Origin of the sequence: Planktotalea arctica (assembly GCF_002105285.1) — a bacterium.
In the GTDB taxonomy this organism is placed as follows: domain Bacteria; phylum Pseudomonadota; class Alphaproteobacteria; order Rhodobacterales; family Rhodobacteraceae; genus Planktotalea; species Planktotalea arctica.
Genome location: NZ_MUHR01000004.1, coordinates 21,553 through 35,606 on the forward strand (window position 1 = coordinate 21,553; position 14,054 = coordinate 35,606).

General features: G+C 57.1%; 15 protein-coding genes and 1 pseudogene. 10 read left to right on the forward strand and 6 right to left on the reverse strand.

Annotation, left to right across the window (positions count from 1 at the left end):
* Positions 1-50 precede the first annotated feature (50 nt).
* Positions 51-923: a lysophospholipid acyltransferase family protein gene (locus tag B9P63_RS04320; RefSeq protein WP_085307342.1), complete on the forward strand. Its 873-nt coding sequence runs from the start codon at positions 51-53 to the stop codon at positions 921-923.
* A 30-nt stretch (positions 924-953) separates the two neighbouring features.
* On the opposite strand, the gene arsJ is transcribed toward B9P63_RS04320, so the two are convergent.
* The 4 genes and pseudogenes from arsJ to B9P63_RS04340 form a co-directional block, all read right to left on the reverse strand.
* On the reverse strand, positions 954-2,216 hold the full coding sequence (gene arsJ / locus B9P63_RS04325) for an organoarsenical effux MFS transporter ArsJ (protein ID WP_085307343.1): 1,263 nt from the start codon (positions 2,214-2,216) through the stop codon (positions 954-956).
* Entirely contained in the window at positions 2,213-3,211 is a 999-nt protein-coding gene (locus B9P63_RS04330; protein WP_085307344.1) for an ArsJ-associated glyceraldehyde-3-phosphate dehydrogenase, read from the reverse strand. Before B9P63_RS04330 ends, arsJ begins: the two co-directional genes overlap by 4 nt.
* Positions 3,208-4,047 (reverse strand): annotated as a pseudogene (locus B9P63_RS04335) (arsenate reductase/protein-tyrosine-phosphatase family protein). The gene B9P63_RS04330 and the pseudogene B9P63_RS04335 overlap by 4 nt, the downstream one beginning before the upstream one ends.
* 79 nt (positions 4,048-4,126) lie before the next feature.
* Entirely contained in the window at positions 4,127-4,783 is a 657-nt protein-coding gene (locus B9P63_RS04340; protein ID WP_085307345.1) for an HAD family hydrolase, read from the reverse strand.
* Between the two features lie 216 nt (positions 4,784-4,999).
* Here B9P63_RS04340 and B9P63_RS04345 point away from each other — a divergent pair, with 216 nt between their 5' ends.
* Entirely contained in the window at positions 5,000-6,217 is a 1,218-nt protein-coding gene (locus B9P63_RS04345; protein ID WP_085307346.1) for a glycerophosphodiester phosphodiesterase family protein, read from the forward strand.
* 95 nt (positions 6,218-6,312) lie between these two features.
* On the opposite strand, the gene phnF is transcribed toward B9P63_RS04345, so the two are convergent.
* Positions 6,313-7,035 (reverse strand): phosphonate metabolism transcriptional regulator PhnF, encoded by a 723-nt coding sequence (phnF, locus tag B9P63_RS04350; RefSeq protein WP_085307347.1) that lies wholly within the window; start codon positions 7,033-7,035, stop codon positions 6,313-6,315.
* An 81-nt stretch (positions 7,036-7,116) separates the two neighbouring features.
* Between phnF and phnG the strand changes: the two genes are divergently transcribed.
* From phnG to phnN, 7 genes are read left to right on the forward strand one after another with little or no spacing between them, the layout of a single operon-like run.
* Positions 7,117-7,572: a phosphonate C-P lyase system protein PhnG gene (gene phnG, locus B9P63_RS04355; RefSeq protein ID WP_085307348.1), complete on the forward strand. Its 456-nt coding sequence runs from the start codon at positions 7,117-7,119 to the stop codon at positions 7,570-7,572.
* Positions 7,572-8,174 carry a phosphonate C-P lyase system protein PhnH gene (gene phnH, locus B9P63_RS04360; RefSeq protein ID WP_085307349.1) on the forward strand — a complete coding sequence of 201 codons (603 nt, stop codon included), beginning with the start codon at positions 7,572-7,574 and terminating at the stop codon, positions 8,172-8,174. Before phnG ends, phnH begins: the two co-directional genes overlap by 1 nt.
* Position 8,175: 1 nt before the next feature.
* The gene (locus tag B9P63_RS04365; protein ID WP_085307350.1) at positions 8,176-9,264 is read left to right on the forward strand and encodes a carbon-phosphorus lyase complex subunit; all 1,089 of its coding nucleotides are present in this window, start codon (positions 8,176-8,178) and stop codon (positions 9,262-9,264) included.
* Positions 9,261-10,112: an alpha-D-ribose 1-methylphosphonate 5-phosphate C-P-lyase PhnJ gene (locus B9P63_RS04370; protein ID WP_085307351.1), complete on the forward strand. Its 852-nt coding sequence runs from the start codon at positions 9,261-9,263 to the stop codon at positions 10,110-10,112. The genes B9P63_RS04365 and B9P63_RS04370 overlap by 4 nt, the downstream gene beginning before the upstream one ends.
* Complete coding sequence (phnK, locus tag B9P63_RS04375; protein WP_085307352.1) at positions 10,109-10,879, forward strand: phosphonate C-P lyase system protein PhnK; 771 nt, start codon at positions 10,109-10,111, stop codon at positions 10,877-10,879. The genes B9P63_RS04370 and phnK overlap by 4 nt, the downstream gene beginning before the upstream one ends.
* A gap of 3 nt (positions 10,880-10,882) precedes the next feature.
* Entirely contained in the window at positions 10,883-11,566 is a 684-nt protein-coding gene (gene phnL / locus B9P63_RS04380; RefSeq protein WP_085307353.1) for a phosphonate C-P lyase system protein PhnL, read from the forward strand.
* Entirely contained in the window at positions 11,563-12,123 is a 561-nt protein-coding gene (phnN, locus tag B9P63_RS04385; protein ID WP_085307354.1) for a phosphonate metabolism protein/1,5-bisphosphokinase (PRPP-forming) PhnN, read from the forward strand. Before phnL ends, phnN begins: the two co-directional genes overlap by 4 nt.
* Here phnN and B9P63_RS04390 read toward each other — a convergent pair.
* A complete protein-coding gene (locus tag B9P63_RS04390) occupies positions 12,105-12,776 on the reverse strand; it encodes a DUF1045 domain-containing protein (protein WP_085307355.1) in 672 nt (223 codons plus the stop codon). The genes phnN and B9P63_RS04390 overlap by 19 nt on opposite strands.
* Here B9P63_RS04390 and B9P63_RS04395 point away from each other — a divergent pair.
* Positions 12,775-13,968, forward strand: coding sequence for an alpha-D-ribose 1-methylphosphonate 5-triphosphate diphosphatase (locus tag B9P63_RS04395; RefSeq protein WP_085307356.1), 1,194 nt, complete (start codon positions 12,775-12,777; stop codon positions 13,966-13,968). The two genes, B9P63_RS04390 and B9P63_RS04395, sit on opposite strands and share 2 nt — an antisense overlap.
* Positions 13,969-14,054: the final 86 nt, after the last annotated feature.

Genomic DNA, 14,054 nt, shown 5'->3' on the forward strand with positions numbered 1-14,054 from the left:
TAGTGAAACCACGCTAAGTGTCGCCAAGTGTTTCAGAAGGATTGACGCGGATGGACAAGCACGCCCCTTCACAGGTTTCTTATGCCAAAGCGGCACAATCGCGGGCAGGACAAAATGTCATCAAGCTGATTGAGAACGCCACGGGCAGGCAAGGTCTTATGAGACGCGCACAGGATTATGATATCGAAATTGCGCAGGGTCGGAGCTTTTGGGACGTCATGCTCGGCCGATACGGCGTAAGCCTTGATGTGATGTCAGGATCTTTGGCGGATATTCCGGCGCAAGGCCCCTTGGTGATTGTCGCAAACCATCCTTTTGGCATCCTTGATGGCCTTGTTATGGGGCATATTCTTTCCAAGCGGCGGCCCGCGTTTCACATTCTGGCAAATAGCGTCTTTCAGGATGCTCCCGAACTTGCAGGGACTGTTTTACCCATCAGTTTTGACGAGACGAAGGAAGCGGTGAAGCTCAACCTTGAGACACGTGCCACGGCCTTGAGCTCTCTTAAGGCTGGTGGTGCAATCGGCGTCTTTCCGGGCGGGACCGTATCCACTGCGGCAAAGCCGTTCCAGCGGTCCATGGACCCGAGCTGGCGGCGCTTCACAGCCCGCATGATTACCAAATCCAACGCGACTGTGGTCCCTGTCTTCTTTGATGGTCAGAACTCAAGACTTTTCCAGTTGGCCAGCCATATCCACTACAACTTGCGCGTCGCCTTGTTGCTTAAGGAATTCGGCAGGCGTGCGGATCAGCCCGTGAAAATTGCGGTCGGCAAACCCATATCCCCTGAAACGATTGCAGCCTGTTCGCATGATGCTCAAGGCCTAATGAACTATCTTCGAGGCCAAACTTATGCACTCTCGCCTAATCGCATTGAACAATTGGATTTTGGGTACGAGTTTGAAGAACAGTATAGGATGTAGGGGCGGCGGGCCTGCGCTCGCCCGTCTTTTTTATTCACTCTCAGGCTTGAGAAACCCAACTGTAATGGCTGAGGCCGCAACCATAACCGTCGCAGTCCCGAGCATGAGCGCGAGGCCCCCCGCCTGGTAGGTCAGCCCGGAAAGCAGCGTACCCGCGAGCCGCCCTGCGGCATTGGCCATGTAGTAAAATCCCACATCCATCGTCACACGCTCGGCCTGTGTGAACGACAGGATCAAATAGGAGTGCAGCGATGAGTTCACCGCGAATATCGCACCGAAGGCCAGCAGTCCGGCCACCAGAGTGACGGTCAGCCACAGTTGCGGCTCCCCTCCGATGAAGGCTGCGAAGGTCAGAGCAAATGGCACGGCAACAAGGCCCCAACCCCAGCTGCGGGCAGCGCCAATAAGCTCTGCTGCGCAGCGATCCTTTGCCCGCAGGATGCGCGGCGCGTTGGCTTGTACAAGGCCATAAAGGATGACCCACCCCGCCATGAATGTCCCGATCATAAAGAATGCGGCACGGTTACCAGCGATCGTGCCATCCGACAGCACTGCGTAAAAGTAGATAGGGATGCCCACCACAAACCACACATCCCGCGCGCCAAACAGGAACACCCGCGCGGCACTTAGCCAATTGACGTTAGCTGATTTCGAAAAGACTTCCGAAAATTTGGCGCCCTTGCGCCCCTTGGGCAACCCCGCAGGCATGGCCAGCAGAACAGCCAACAGGATCACCGCGAGGATCGCGGCCATGCCCAAAACGGCCCAGACAAATCCGACCGTGGCAAGCAATGCGGCCCCCAGTAAAAAACCCGCACCCTTCACCATGTTTTTGGACCCCGTGAGCAGCGCAACCCAACGAAACAGCCCCCCACCCTCGGACGGGGCCAGCAATTTCACAGCGGATTTCGACGACATCTTGGCGAGGTCTTTGGCAACGCCACTCGCCCCCTGCACCAGCATGACAAAGACGACGGAAGCCCCCACAGCCCAATTCGAGTCAAGCTGTGCCAACGCCAGCAGCGCCAGCACCTGCAACCCGAGCCCTGCATAAAGCGTCGAGGTCAGACCAAACCGCGCCGCAATCCAGCCCGCGCAAAGGTTCGTGACGATGCCCGCGATTTCATAAAGCACAAACAGATAGGCCAGCTGCACCGGCGAAAAGCCAAGCGTGTGAAAGTGCAAGAGCACCAGCATCCGCAAAGCGCCATCAGTCAGCATGAAGGCCCAATAGGCCGCCGTCACCGCGATATAGGCAGACAAGCCTTCAGGGCGCGCAGCCGTTTGTGTCACAAGCTGTCCCCAACCATGCAGGCGACATCGACCAATCGGTGTGCATAGCCCATCTCATTATCATACCACGCATAGACCTTCACCTGCGTGCCATTGATCACCATGGTGGAGGGCGCATCGATGATGCTGGAGCGTTCGTCATTGGTATAATCGGTTGAGACAAGCGGACGGGTCTCGTAGCCCAAAATCCCTTCAAGAGGTCCCTCGGCGGCAGCTTTGAACAGCGCATTCACTTCTTCCGCCGTCGTCTCGCGCTCCACCTCAAAAACACAATCCGTCAGGGAGGCGTTCAGCAGTGGCACGCGCACAGCATGGCCGTTCAAACGGCCCTTAAGCTCCGGGTAGATGAGCGTGATTGCCGTGGCGCTGCCCGTGGTCGTCGGGATCAGCGAATTAAGTGCCGAGCGCGCGCGACGCAGGTCCTTAGCAGGCCGGTCTACAATGGTTTGCGTGTTGGTTACGTCATGGATCGTCGTGATGGAGCCGTGTTTGATGCCGAGATTCTCGTGAATGACCTTCACCACAGGTGCCAGACAATTTGTGGTGCAGCTCACTGCGGTTACGATCCGATGACGCTCGGCCGCGTAGATGCCCTCATTCACCCCCATCACAATATTGGCAGCATCTCCATCCTTTACTGGCGCCGACACGACCACTTTCTTCACGCCTGCTTCAAAAAAGGGGGCGAGTTTTGCATCTGTTTTGAATGCGCCAGTACAGTCGATCACCACATCGACGCCTGCCAACGGCAGATCCGCAATGCTGCGGGTCCCGATGAAGGGGATCTTCACCCCGTCAATTGTCACACTGTCTGCGTCATGGGAAAAATCCGCCTGCCAACGGCCATGCACCGTATCGAACTCAAACAAATGGGCGTGCATTTCAGGGTCGCCCACCCCGTCATTGATCCATGCGATCTTGGCACCGCGCTCCAGCAGGGGTCTGATGGCAAGCTTGCCAATACGGCCAAGGCCGTTGAGTGCGTAAACAGTCATTTTAAGGTTCTTTCTTCGTTTGTCTGGCCAATCTCGTCGACGGCCTTTTGCAAAGACATGCGGTCGAGCGAGGCAAGCGGCAGGGCAGTAAAGGCGATCAACCGGTTGCGCAGCGCGCCATAGGTCTGCTGAAAAGCAAGGCTTTTTTCGGCATCCGAGCCCGCAACGCTGACGGGATCAGGCATCCCCCAATGGCCGCTGACGGTCTATGCAGGACATTCCTCATTTGCGGCCTGATTGCAGACCGTAAAAACAAAATCAAAGGCGGGCGCGTCATCGCCGACAAATTCGGAAATATTCTTGGACCGCAGGGAGGCCACATCATGCCCCTTTTGGGCCAGTGCTTCGAGCGCGAGGGGGTTCATCTCAGAGCGCGGTTTGGTCCCTGCCGAACGGACTTCGAAGCGATCACTCCCAAGATCGCGCAAGATGCATTCCGCAAAGATGGATCGCGCAGAATTGCCCGTACAAATGAAAAGCACATTGTATTTTTCGTCAGTCATGGGACGATCTCCCGCTCCTTCGGAATTGAAAAGAGGCGCGCAGATCTCGGGCCGTCCACGACAACAATCAAGGAGGAGGTAGTCAATGGTCGTGCGGGTGGCCTCCATGTCGATGGCATAGCGCAAGGATGTTCCAACCCGCTCCTGAGTAATTAGCCCAGCCTGCATCAACGCGTTCACATATGTCGATAATGTATTGGGCTTCAGCCGCAATGCCTGCGCCAGCTCGGTCGCTGGAACACGGTCGGGATAGCGGCGCATTAACAGCCGAAATAGCGCCAGCCGTTGAGGATGACCAAGGACTGTGAGGCGATTGGGAATCAGATTTTCCATACTTCATGAATATATGAAGTATGGCTTCATTAACAATGAAGGTTTTGTGACACCGGGACCCCACCACTGACAGATCGCTCTACTCAATATAGTCAGCGACGGCACTAAGCCGGTCAACGACTACGGCAGCACCTGCCTCATAGAGGCGCGCTGCATGATCTTCGGTGCAATGGGAACCACCCGTAAATCCAATGCAGGTCATGCCCGCCGATTTGGCCGCTGTAACGCCTGCAACACTGTCCTCAATCACAATGCAGCGCGCAGGCTCCACCCCTATTGCTCTGGCGGCATAAAGAAAGATATCAGGATACGGCTTTCCCCTTTCCACCAATCTAGTCGAGAAAATATTGGGGTAAACCAGTTCGAACAGCTCAGTCTCGATCAAACCCAGCGCCAACTTTGCGGGCGCAGCTGAGGATGCGATGCACTTGGCGATACCAAGCGAAGAGAGCAAAGCATGCGCGCCATCAATCGCGCGCAACTCGGTCTGGTATTTTTCAATGACGGCCTTTTTTATCGCAGACCTGAAACCATCGGGCAGAGGTTTGCCCAACTCTTTGGCCAGTGCCGCATCGACAGCTTCATCTGGCATGCCCGCAAAGCGTCTGGAAATTTCTTCTGTTGTGATTGGGTATCCCAAAAGTGTGTAAGCTTCGGCATCCGCGCGACACGCAATAATCTCACTATCGAGCAACACACCATCACAGTCGAATATCACAAGATCAAATCTGGCCATCAGAAACGCCCTCAAAATTAAGCTGCGCTGCTAAAAGGGAGCTGGCTTTCTGCGGACACTCATCCAGTGCAACGAGAGAATAGCAACAGCTTGCCGACACAAAGGGTCCGTTTTTTTTGCGCGCCGCCAAAAATAATAAATCTTTCATAAAACCTTAGCGCAGCTGTCATGATTGGCGACACATAAGCGAGGCATTGCATTCTGATGGAGAGAAAAATGCGAGTTACCGCTGCTATCGTTTCTACCTTGTTTGTGGCTCTGCCAGCTTGGGCCCAGACTGTCGAAAACGTGGAATATGGTCCGCGCCCCTACTACCTTATCGATAAAATGGAAGCGGGCCCGCTCAAAGACAAGCTCACCCAGTGCATGGGTCAGGAAGGGAAAACATCGATGTTCTCGATCGGGCATCGGGGCGCGCCTATGCAGTTCCCCGAGCATACTGTCGAATCCAATGTGGCCGCGGCACGGATGGGTGCAGGCATACTCGAATGCGATGTCACCTTTACCAAAGACCTTGAGCTGGTATGCCGTCATGCGCAAAATGATCTGCACACCACCACAAACATTTTGACCAGCCCGCTGGCAAGCACGTGCGCACAGCCCTTCACGCCTGCGAATGGGGAAACGCCTGCCGCCGCGGAATGCCGCACGTCCGAGATTACACTTGCAGAGTACCGGACACTCACCCCGAAAATGGATGCGGCTGACAAAACAGCGACGACCGCCGAAGCTTATTTGAACGGCACAGCGGGTTGGCGCACGGATCTCTATTCGGCCGAGCCAGCAAAGCTGATGACCCATGCCGAGTCCATCGCGCTGTTCAAATCTCTGGGCGCAAAGTTCACGCCAGAACTTAAATCACCATCAGTCGAAATGCCTTTCAACGGGTTCAGTCAGGCCGACTATGCGCAAAAACTGGTCGATGAATACAAGGCAGCCAATATTCCAGCCTCTGATGTCTGGCTCCAGTCTTTCAACCTCGAAGACGTGCTGTATTGGATCGAAGCAGAGCCGGAGTTTGGCGCGCAAGCGGTTTATCTGATGGATGAATACGACATCGAAGGCTATTCCCCGATGGATGCGGCCACATGGCCCAACACCATGGAAGAGCTGAAATCGATGGGTGTAAATTATATCGCACCTCCAACATGGATGTTGGTCACCACATCTGCGGACGGCGAAATCATCCCGTCCGAGCTGGCTGTTCAAGCCAAAGCAGCCAGGCTTGAGATCATCACATGGACGATCGAGCGGTCTGGCCCACTCAAGGACGGTGGCGGATGGTACTACCAGTCAATCTCGGATCTGACAGACAGCGATGGCGTCATGTACGAATACATCGACGCCTTGGCGCAGGATGTGGGCGTTGTCGGTATATTCTCCGATTGGCCTGCAACGGTAACCTACTACGCAAACTGCATGGGGCTTGAATAGGCTAGCACCTCTTCATGATACGCTGATCCTCCCCCGTCCGTATCATGCAGCCCTTAAAGCCCCGGCCCTTTTCGGCGGGGGCTTTTTTCTTCCAATTACGAAGCATCAAGCGTCAGTGTGACACGATCTCCTGCAAACCAGGTTCTACCGTATTCTACGGGCTTACCGATCGTAGATGTATTGACACTGGACGATCTCAGCAAAGGATCGCCTTCGCCAACATTCAAATGCAGCGCATGTGTGGCAGTTGCGCGGACAGCCGTGAGCCGAGTTGAGGCCCGCGTATAGTCATCGATACCGGCAATGCTCAGCGCTTGGGTGACGCTACTTGTCTCGGATAATGCTGCGGTAATGCGCGGGAGCCTCAGGAGCGGGAACAGGCTTTCAAATACGGCAATTGGCTGACCATCTGCCAATGAAAGCCCATGATAAGCACAGACCGGATTGCCCGCCTCGATCTGCAACGCCTGAGCCTCGCCAATCGTCGCAGCGCGCTCGTCCAACGCGAGCATGCGCTTTTCGGGTCTGCGGCCTGCGGCAATCAGGTTTTCGTGGAACCGGACCCGATTGCCAATCGGATAGTCGGTCGGCGTGGCCGCGACAAAGGCCCCTGCACCGCGACGGGTGCGCACCAGCCCTTCCTCAACCAATGCCGAAATCCCGTGGCGCACCGTGTGGCGGTTCACGCCGAAGCGGTCTGCCAGCGCAGCCTCGGTCGGCAACTTGTCCCCCGGCGCATAACGTTCTTCAGCTAAGTCACTGCGCAATGCATTGGCGATGGCCTTCCAGATCGGGGTTTTGTCAGAACTGTCACGCAAATTTCACAAAACTCTTCTGTCATGAGGACATCAATATGATAAGATATGTATAGTTGTATAGGAAAGAGACAAGTTGTCGAGATGAAAGACACTGTGAGCGAAAATAATCCCCGTAAGGTGTGGATGGGTCTGCTGGCGAAGGCGCCCGAAGGCCGTGTGGCTGCACTGTTGGATGCTGAAATATCGCGCCCTGCTTTTACTTGGCTGCGTGCACCAGAGATTGGCAGCACGATGGTCCGCGCACGCGCTGGTTCAACCGGCGCACCATTCAACCTGGGCGAGATGACTATAACCCGCTGCGCTTTGACGTTGGAAACCGGCGAAGTCGGGCACAGCTATATTCAAGGGCGTAGCAAAGCAGATGCCGAGGTCGCCGCTCTCGTAGATGCGCTTATGCAGACCACAATGGCAAGTAGGCTGCGCGAGGCGGTCTTTGAGCCTCTGGAAGCAGGAATGGCCACCATGAAAGCCGCCCGCGCGGCCAAGGCAGCCGCGACAAAGGTTGATTTCTTTACCATGACCCGAGGAGAAGACTGATGCAGGCAAACACCCTGTCCGGCGGCTTTGCCGATCCAGCCACCCAGTCAGCCCACGCCTTTCGCAGTGTGATGGAGGCCATGGCGCGCCCCGGCGCCATTCAGGATATCCACGGGGCAGCACCCCCTGCCCCGCTGTCGCCCGCGATGGGCGCCGTTCTGCTGACGCTCTGCGATACGGAAACACCGATTTATCTGGCTGGCGATATGGATTGCGAAGCGGCGCGGGCGTGGCTGGCCTTTCACACTGGTGCCCCTTTTGTTGGACCCGCGCAGTGTATGTTTGCGGTTGGCAAGTGGGACGCGCTCGCGCCACTTTCGGTCTACCCGATCGGCACGTCCGAGTACCCTGACCGCTCAGCCACGCTCATAGTCGAATGTTCCGAACTTGCCGCCTCAGGTGCCACATTGACGGGTCCCGGCATCAAGGATCAGGCAACGCTTTCCTTGCCAGAAGTGGACGCGTTTCAGGACAATCGAACCCTGTTCCCGCTGGGGCTGGATTTCATTTTCACATGTGGCGAACGCCTCGCGGCTTTGCCCCGCTCAACCGAAGTCTCGCGCTCAAGTAGCGAAGCGATAGCGCAAGTAGGAGCATCCTGACATGTATGTTGCAGTCAAAGGCGGAGAGCGGGCAATCGAGAATGCCCATGCTTGGCTCGCCGAAGAACGCCGCGGTAACACGGATATCGCGGAGCTCAGCATTGCGCAAATCCGCGAGCAACTAAGTCTTGCCGTCAATCGCGTCATGGCCGAAGGATCGCTTTATGATCCGGACCTTGCGGCACTTGCAATCAAGCAGGCGCGTGGCGATCTGATCGAAGCGATCTTCCTCATGCGCGCCTATCGCACCACTCTGCCGCGCTTTGGTGCGTCCGAGCCTGTCGATACCGGCATTATGGCGTGCGACAGGCGCATCTCGGCCACGTTCAAGGACTTGCCCGGCGGGCAGGTCCTGGGCCCAACATTTGACTACACGCACCGTTTGCTTGATTTCAAACTGGCCGCTGATGGCGAGGTGCCCAAGGCTCCATCACGTGACGCCGAGACGGGCAATGTCCCGCATGTCACCGAATTTCTGAACCGCGAAGGGCTGATCGAAGAGGCCCCCCATGACGATACGCCGCCCCCCGACCTGACCCGCGAACCACTGGAAATGCCCAGCCCCCGCGCCCTGCGCCTGCAAGCGCTGACCCGCGCGGATGAAGGTTTTACCCTTGGCCTCGCCTACTCCACGCAGCGCGGCTACGGGCGCAACCATGCCTTTGTGGGCGAGCTGCGGATCGGGTCAGTTCCGGTTGAGATGGACATCCCCGAACTGGGATTTGCCGTTGAGATCGGAGAAGTGATCCTGACCGAATGCGAAACCGTCAACCAATTCACGGGCTCGAAAACCGAGCCGCCACAGTTTACCCGCGGGTACGGGCTGGTCTTTGGCCAGACCGAGCGCAAGGCGATCTCCATGGCCTTGGTCGATCGCGCGCTACGCTGGGAAGAATTAGGCGAGGATAACGTTGGTGCACCCGCACAGGACGCAGAATTTGTTTTGTATCACGCCGACAACATTCAGGCGACGGGGTTCCTAGAACATATCAAACTGCCCCATTACGTCGATTTTCAGTCTGAATTGGAACTGGTGCGCAAGCTCCGTCGCGAAGCGGGTGCGCAACAGGTGCAGGAGGCAGCGGAATGACCGAGTATAACTTCGCCTATTTGGACGAACAAACCAAACGGATGATCCGCCGTGCAATCCTTAAGGGGCTTACCATTCCCGGCTATCAGGTTCCTTTCGCCTCTCGCGAGATGCCAATGCCCTATGGCTGGGGAACAGGCGGCGTGCAGGTGTCGGCTGCGGTGCTGACGCCCAAGGATACGTTCAAGGTGATCGACCAAGGGGCCGATGACACCACAAACGCGGTTTCAATACGGACTTTCTTTCAACGCACTGCTGGAGTTGCGACGACCACTGCGACAAGTGATGCCACTGTGATTCAGACCCGGCACCGCATCCCCGAAGAGCCGCTGCACGAGGGTCAGATCCTTGTCTATCAGGTGCCGATCCCGGAACCGCTGCGCTTTCTCGAACCCCGTGAAAGCGAGACACGTAAGATGCACAGCCTTGAAGAATATGGACTGATGCATGTGAAACTTTACGAAGATATCAGCCGCCACGGTCATATCGCGACCTCTTATGCCTATCCGGTCAAGGTCGAAGGGCGCTATGTGATGGACCCCTCCCCGATCCCCAAATTCGACAACCCCAAGCTGGGTGATATGGCCGCAATCCAGCTTTTTGGCGCAGGGCGCGAGCAACGTATTTATGCGCTGCCCCCATATACCCAAGTGGTCAGCCTCGACTTTGAGGATCATCCGTTTGAGGCGTCCAAGGCAGATCACCCCTGCGGGATGTGCGGTGCGACAGACAGCTATCTGGATGAGTTGATCATCGATGACTTAGGTGGGCGGATGTTTGTCTGCTCTGACACCGATTATTGCGAAGCGCGCCAGGCAGCGGGCCACAAAGGAAAGGACGCAGCATGACACCTTTGCTTTCCGTTCAAGGCATCACCAAGCGATATGGTGCGCATATCGGTTGCGCCGATGTGTCATTCGACCTGTATCCCGGTGAGGTTATGGGGATCGTTGGCGAAAGCGGGTCAGGCAAATCCACTTTGCTCAATTGCATGGCTGGGCATCTGACCCCCGATGCGGGACAGGTGGTGTTCGACACCCGCACGGACGGCCGCCGCGATACAATTACGATGTCGGAGCCGGAGCGGCGGATGCTCGGTCGCACCGATTGGGCTTTTGTCCACCAACACGCCCGCGACGGGCTGCGCATGGGCGTCAGCGCCGGTGGCAATGTAGGCGAGCGGTTGATGGCTGTGGGAGAGCGTCACTACGGCGACATCCGCGACAAGGCCACGGACTGGCTCGGGCGGGTCGAGATCGACGCGTCCCGTGTAGATGATAGACCCACAACCTTCTCTGGCGGGATGCAGCAACGCTTGCAGATAGCGCGCAACCTCGTGACGGGCCCGCGTCTGGTGTTCATGGATGAACCCACAGGTGGTCTAGATGTGTCGGTCCAGGCGCGGCTGCTGGATTTGCTGCGCGGTCTGGTGCGTGACTTGGGGCTATCGGCGATCATCGTAACCCATGACCTGGCTGTGGTGCGCCTACTCGCGGATCGCCTGATGGTCATGAAATCAGGCCGCGTGGTCGAGGCGGGCCTGACAGATCAGGTACTGGACGATCCGCAGCACGCCTATAGCCAGCTTCTTGTCAGTTCCGTTTTACAGGTGTGAGCGATGATTGAACTCAAAAACGTTTCCAAAACCTTTACCCTGCACAATCAGGGGAGTGCCGTGATCGAAGTGATCAGCGATGTGTCCTTCGCGGTTGCCCCCGGTGAATGCGTGGCGCTCACTGGGGCCTCTGGTGCTGGTAAATCCACGCTGATGCGGATGATCTACGGCAATTACCTGACGCAGGCAGGTGAAATTCGCATTGGCGGTTTAGACATCGTGAGGTCTGAGCCGCGCGACATCATCAAATTGCGCCGTGATGTGCTAGGATATGTTAGCCAGTTTCTGCGTGTGGTTCCACGCGTACCAACGCTCGATGTGGTTGCTGAGCCTCTGCGCGCTTTGGGCGTACCGGCAGACGACGCGCAGGACCGCGCATCGGCGCTTCTGACCCAATTAAATATCCCCGAGAGGCTGTGGTCCTTGTCCCCCACAACCTTCTCGGGCGGCGAGCAACAGCGCGTCAATATTGCCCGTGGTTTTGCCCATACCTACCCTGCGATGTTGCTTGATGAACCTACCGCGAGCCTCGACGCTGCGAACCGCGAGGTGGTGCTCTCCTTGATCGAGGACGCCAAAGCGCGAGGTGCGGCCATCATCGGTATTTTCCATGATGAGGCAGCCCGTACCCGAGTCTGTGATCGTGAAATTGATGTCGGCCGCTTTACCCCCGGAATGGCTGCATGACGCTTGTCTCAAAGTCTGGGGGACGCCTCATCGCGGTGGTCGGCCCATCGGGTGTCGGCAAGGACAGCGTGATGGCAGGCCTACACGGCGCAATACCCGATTTGTATCTAGTGCGCCGCGTCATCACACGGGCGCCCGACTTGGGTGGCGAGGATTACGATGCGGTGTCTGTGTCACAATTTGAAGCCATGGCGGAAGATGGTGCATTTGCCGTGCATTGGGGCGCGCATGGGCTGCATTACGGCATTCCGATCACCGTCAAATACCAATTGGGCAAGGGCATCGATTGCCTTGTCAATTTCTCGCGCAAGGCACTGGCGCAGGCGGCGGAAATTTTCCCACGCCTCGAAGTTCTCAACATCACCGCGAAACCGGAAACGCTTTCGCACCGTCTGGCCGCGCGGGCCCGTGAGACAGAGGAGGAGATCAGCAAACGCCTTGCCCAGGCTGACAAGCCCTTGCCGGCTGGGCTCAAGGTGATCAACCTCGCCAACGATGGCCCGCTGTCCCAGACCGTCGCCCGAGGGGCGGCACTGCTTCAGCCGGTGAGCTTGTAGCAATGGATCACCTCGAACCGGCCATCTTTCCGCTCACCGCACAAAGCGATCTGATCCAGCACAAAAAGGCCACGCAGGTCCGGCAAATGACGCCGCACAGCGGCCGACCATCGGGCGATGTCAGCCTGCGGCAGCCGCGCCGTCAGGGTCATGTGGAACCGAAACTCCTCCATCACGTAAGGATAGCCCCATTGCGCGAGCAGCGCCTCTTGCCGCGGGCTCAGACCAACTTTGCGGCGGCGCGCGCTTTCTGTCTCGGAAGCCGGGGCGCGAAACCGATCAAGCTCTCGCACACAGGCGCCGGCAACCCTGCGCACAGCTTGCATATCGTCTTGGGGGGTCAGCGCCAGAAAACCGCCCAAAGTCGTCAGTTCCAATTCGTTGCATATGGCCGGCGCGAGGCCTGCAGCAAGGTCAGATACAGCGGCTTCCAAAGCTTTCACATCTTGCCCTTCAGCCAGACGAAACGGCGGCTTCAAAGTCGCATGAAACCCGTATTTGCGCGGTGTCATCGTGATGTCATCCAGACCCGGCATATTGGGCTGGGATGCCTCACAGCCATGCAAAACATCCCAACCGAGCCAAGACGCGCCGAAATCGGCCAAGGGCCCTACCGGCGGCACATAGTAAATTGCAAATCGAGAGTATGACATGAATTCCCCTTTTCCCACGACCTCGTTAACGAAGGCTTGTGACAACGATGTGTCAAGCGACCTATGTCTCGCCAATGCGCAGCTTGTGTTGGTAGATCAGGTACTCACTGGTGCAGTGACAATCGAAAAAGGCGTCATTTGTAACATTGCTGAAGGGGATCATGTCCCAACCGGTGCCCTGGATTGTGCCGGTGATCTCGTTATTCCCGGTCTTGTCGAATTGCATACAGACAATGTCGAACGCCATATCGAACCGCGCCCAGAGGTGGACTGGCCACATTTGCCCGCCCTGATCGCGCACGATGCAGAGCTGGCGTCCACTGGCATCACGACGGTGTTTGACGCCATGCGGGTGGGGTCCATCCACAGCGGCAAGGGACGCTACATCGACTACGCCCGAAAGCTGGCGGATGAACTCTTGGCGGCGCGTGCACAAGGGTATTTCAAGATCAGTCATTTCCTCCATCTACGGGCAGAAATCTGTTCAGAGACGCTGCTTGAGGAATTGGCGGCGTTCGGATCGTCAGACAGGGTCGGCATCGTCAGCCTGATGGATCACACCCCGGGCCAGCGCCAGTTTCGCGATCTGACCGCGCTGAAAACATACGTCGCAAAGAAGCGCGGTATGAACGACGCAGAGTTTGCCGAACATGTTGAGACCCTGTTGGGTCTGCAAAAACGCTTCGGGGCAAAGCACGAGGCGGGTGCAGTGAAAGAGGCCCGCCGCCTGGGTGCAGTTCTGGCCAGCCATGATGATACCACGGCCGATCATGTAGGCACCTCTGCGGTGAACGGCGTGGGTTTTGCCGAGTTTCCCACAACGGTTGAGGCCGCAGCCGCCTGTCGCAGCCACGGCATTGCCGTGATGATGGGTGCGCCCAACCTGATCCGCGGCGGATCCCACTCCGGCAATGTTGCGGCGGTGGATCTCGCAAAAGCTGATCTTCTCGACATTGTCTCATCAGACTACGTGCCCTCGGCACTGCTTTTGTCTGCCTTCCGCCTTGCAGATATTTGGAATGACCTTCCCCGCGCCATTGCTACAGTGACAAGCAACCCCGCAAAGGCCGTGCGGTTGCATGACCGGGGTGCTTTGAAAACAGGTTTGCGCGGTGATGTTCTGCGTGTGCGCAAAATCGACCAAATACCTCTGCTCCGCGGCGTCTGGAGCCAAGGTAACAAAGTTGGCTGAGGCTTTTGGAGTCTCGGCCGCATACGTCACAAAGGTTTCATGAAACTGTAGCGCCATTGATACGCAGTCCCACTATTCATCCGAAT

What these genes read in the sequence shown, in the direction of transcription:
- B9P63_RS04345 (WP_085307346.1), top strand. Translation starts at nt 5,000, where the DNA reads ATGCGAGTTACCGCTGCTATCGTTTCTACCTTGTTTGTGGCTCTGCCA.
- B9P63_RS04395 (WP_085307356.1), top strand. Translation starts at nt 12,775, where the DNA reads ATGAATTCCCCTTTTCCCACGACCTCGTTAACGAAGGCTTGTGACAAC.
- phnH (WP_085307349.1), top strand. Translation starts at nt 7,572, where the DNA reads ATGCAGGCAAACACCCTGTCCGGCGGCTTTGCCGATCCAGCCACCCAG.
- B9P63_RS04365 (WP_085307350.1), top strand. Translation starts at nt 8,176, where the DNA reads ATGTATGTTGCAGTCAAAGGCGGAGAGCGGGCAATCGAGAATGCCCAT.
- phnK (WP_085307352.1), top strand. Translation starts at nt 10,109, where the DNA reads ATGACACCTTTGCTTTCCGTTCAAGGCATCACCAAGCGATATGGTGCG.
- phnL (WP_085307353.1), top strand. Translation starts at nt 10,883, where the DNA reads ATGATTGAACTCAAAAACGTTTCCAAAACCTTTACCCTGCACAATCAG.
- B9P63_RS04320 (WP_085307342.1), top strand. Translation starts at nt 51, where the DNA reads ATGGACAAGCACGCCCCTTCACAGGTTTCTTATGCCAAAGCGGCACAA.
- B9P63_RS04340 (WP_085307345.1), bottom strand. Translation starts at nt 4,783, where the DNA reads ATGGCCAGATTTGATCTTGTGATATTCGACTGTGATGGTGTGTTGCTC.
- phnN (WP_085307354.1), top strand. Translation starts at nt 11,563, where the DNA reads ATGACGCTTGTCTCAAAGTCTGGGGGACGCCTCATCGCGGTGGTCGGC.
- phnG (WP_085307348.1), top strand. Translation starts at nt 7,117, where the DNA reads ATGAAAGACACTGTGAGCGAAAATAATCCCCGTAAGGTGTGGATGGGT.
- B9P63_RS04370 (WP_085307351.1), top strand. Translation starts at nt 9,261, where the DNA reads ATGACCGAGTATAACTTCGCCTATTTGGACGAACAAACCAAACGGATG.
- B9P63_RS04330 (WP_085307344.1), bottom strand. Translation starts at nt 3,211, where the DNA reads ATGACTGTTTACGCACTCAACGGCCTTGGCCGTATTGGCAAGCTTGCC.
- B9P63_RS04390 (WP_085307355.1), bottom strand. Translation starts at nt 12,776, where the DNA reads ATGTCATACTCTCGATTTGCAATTTACTATGTGCCGCCGGTAGGGCCC.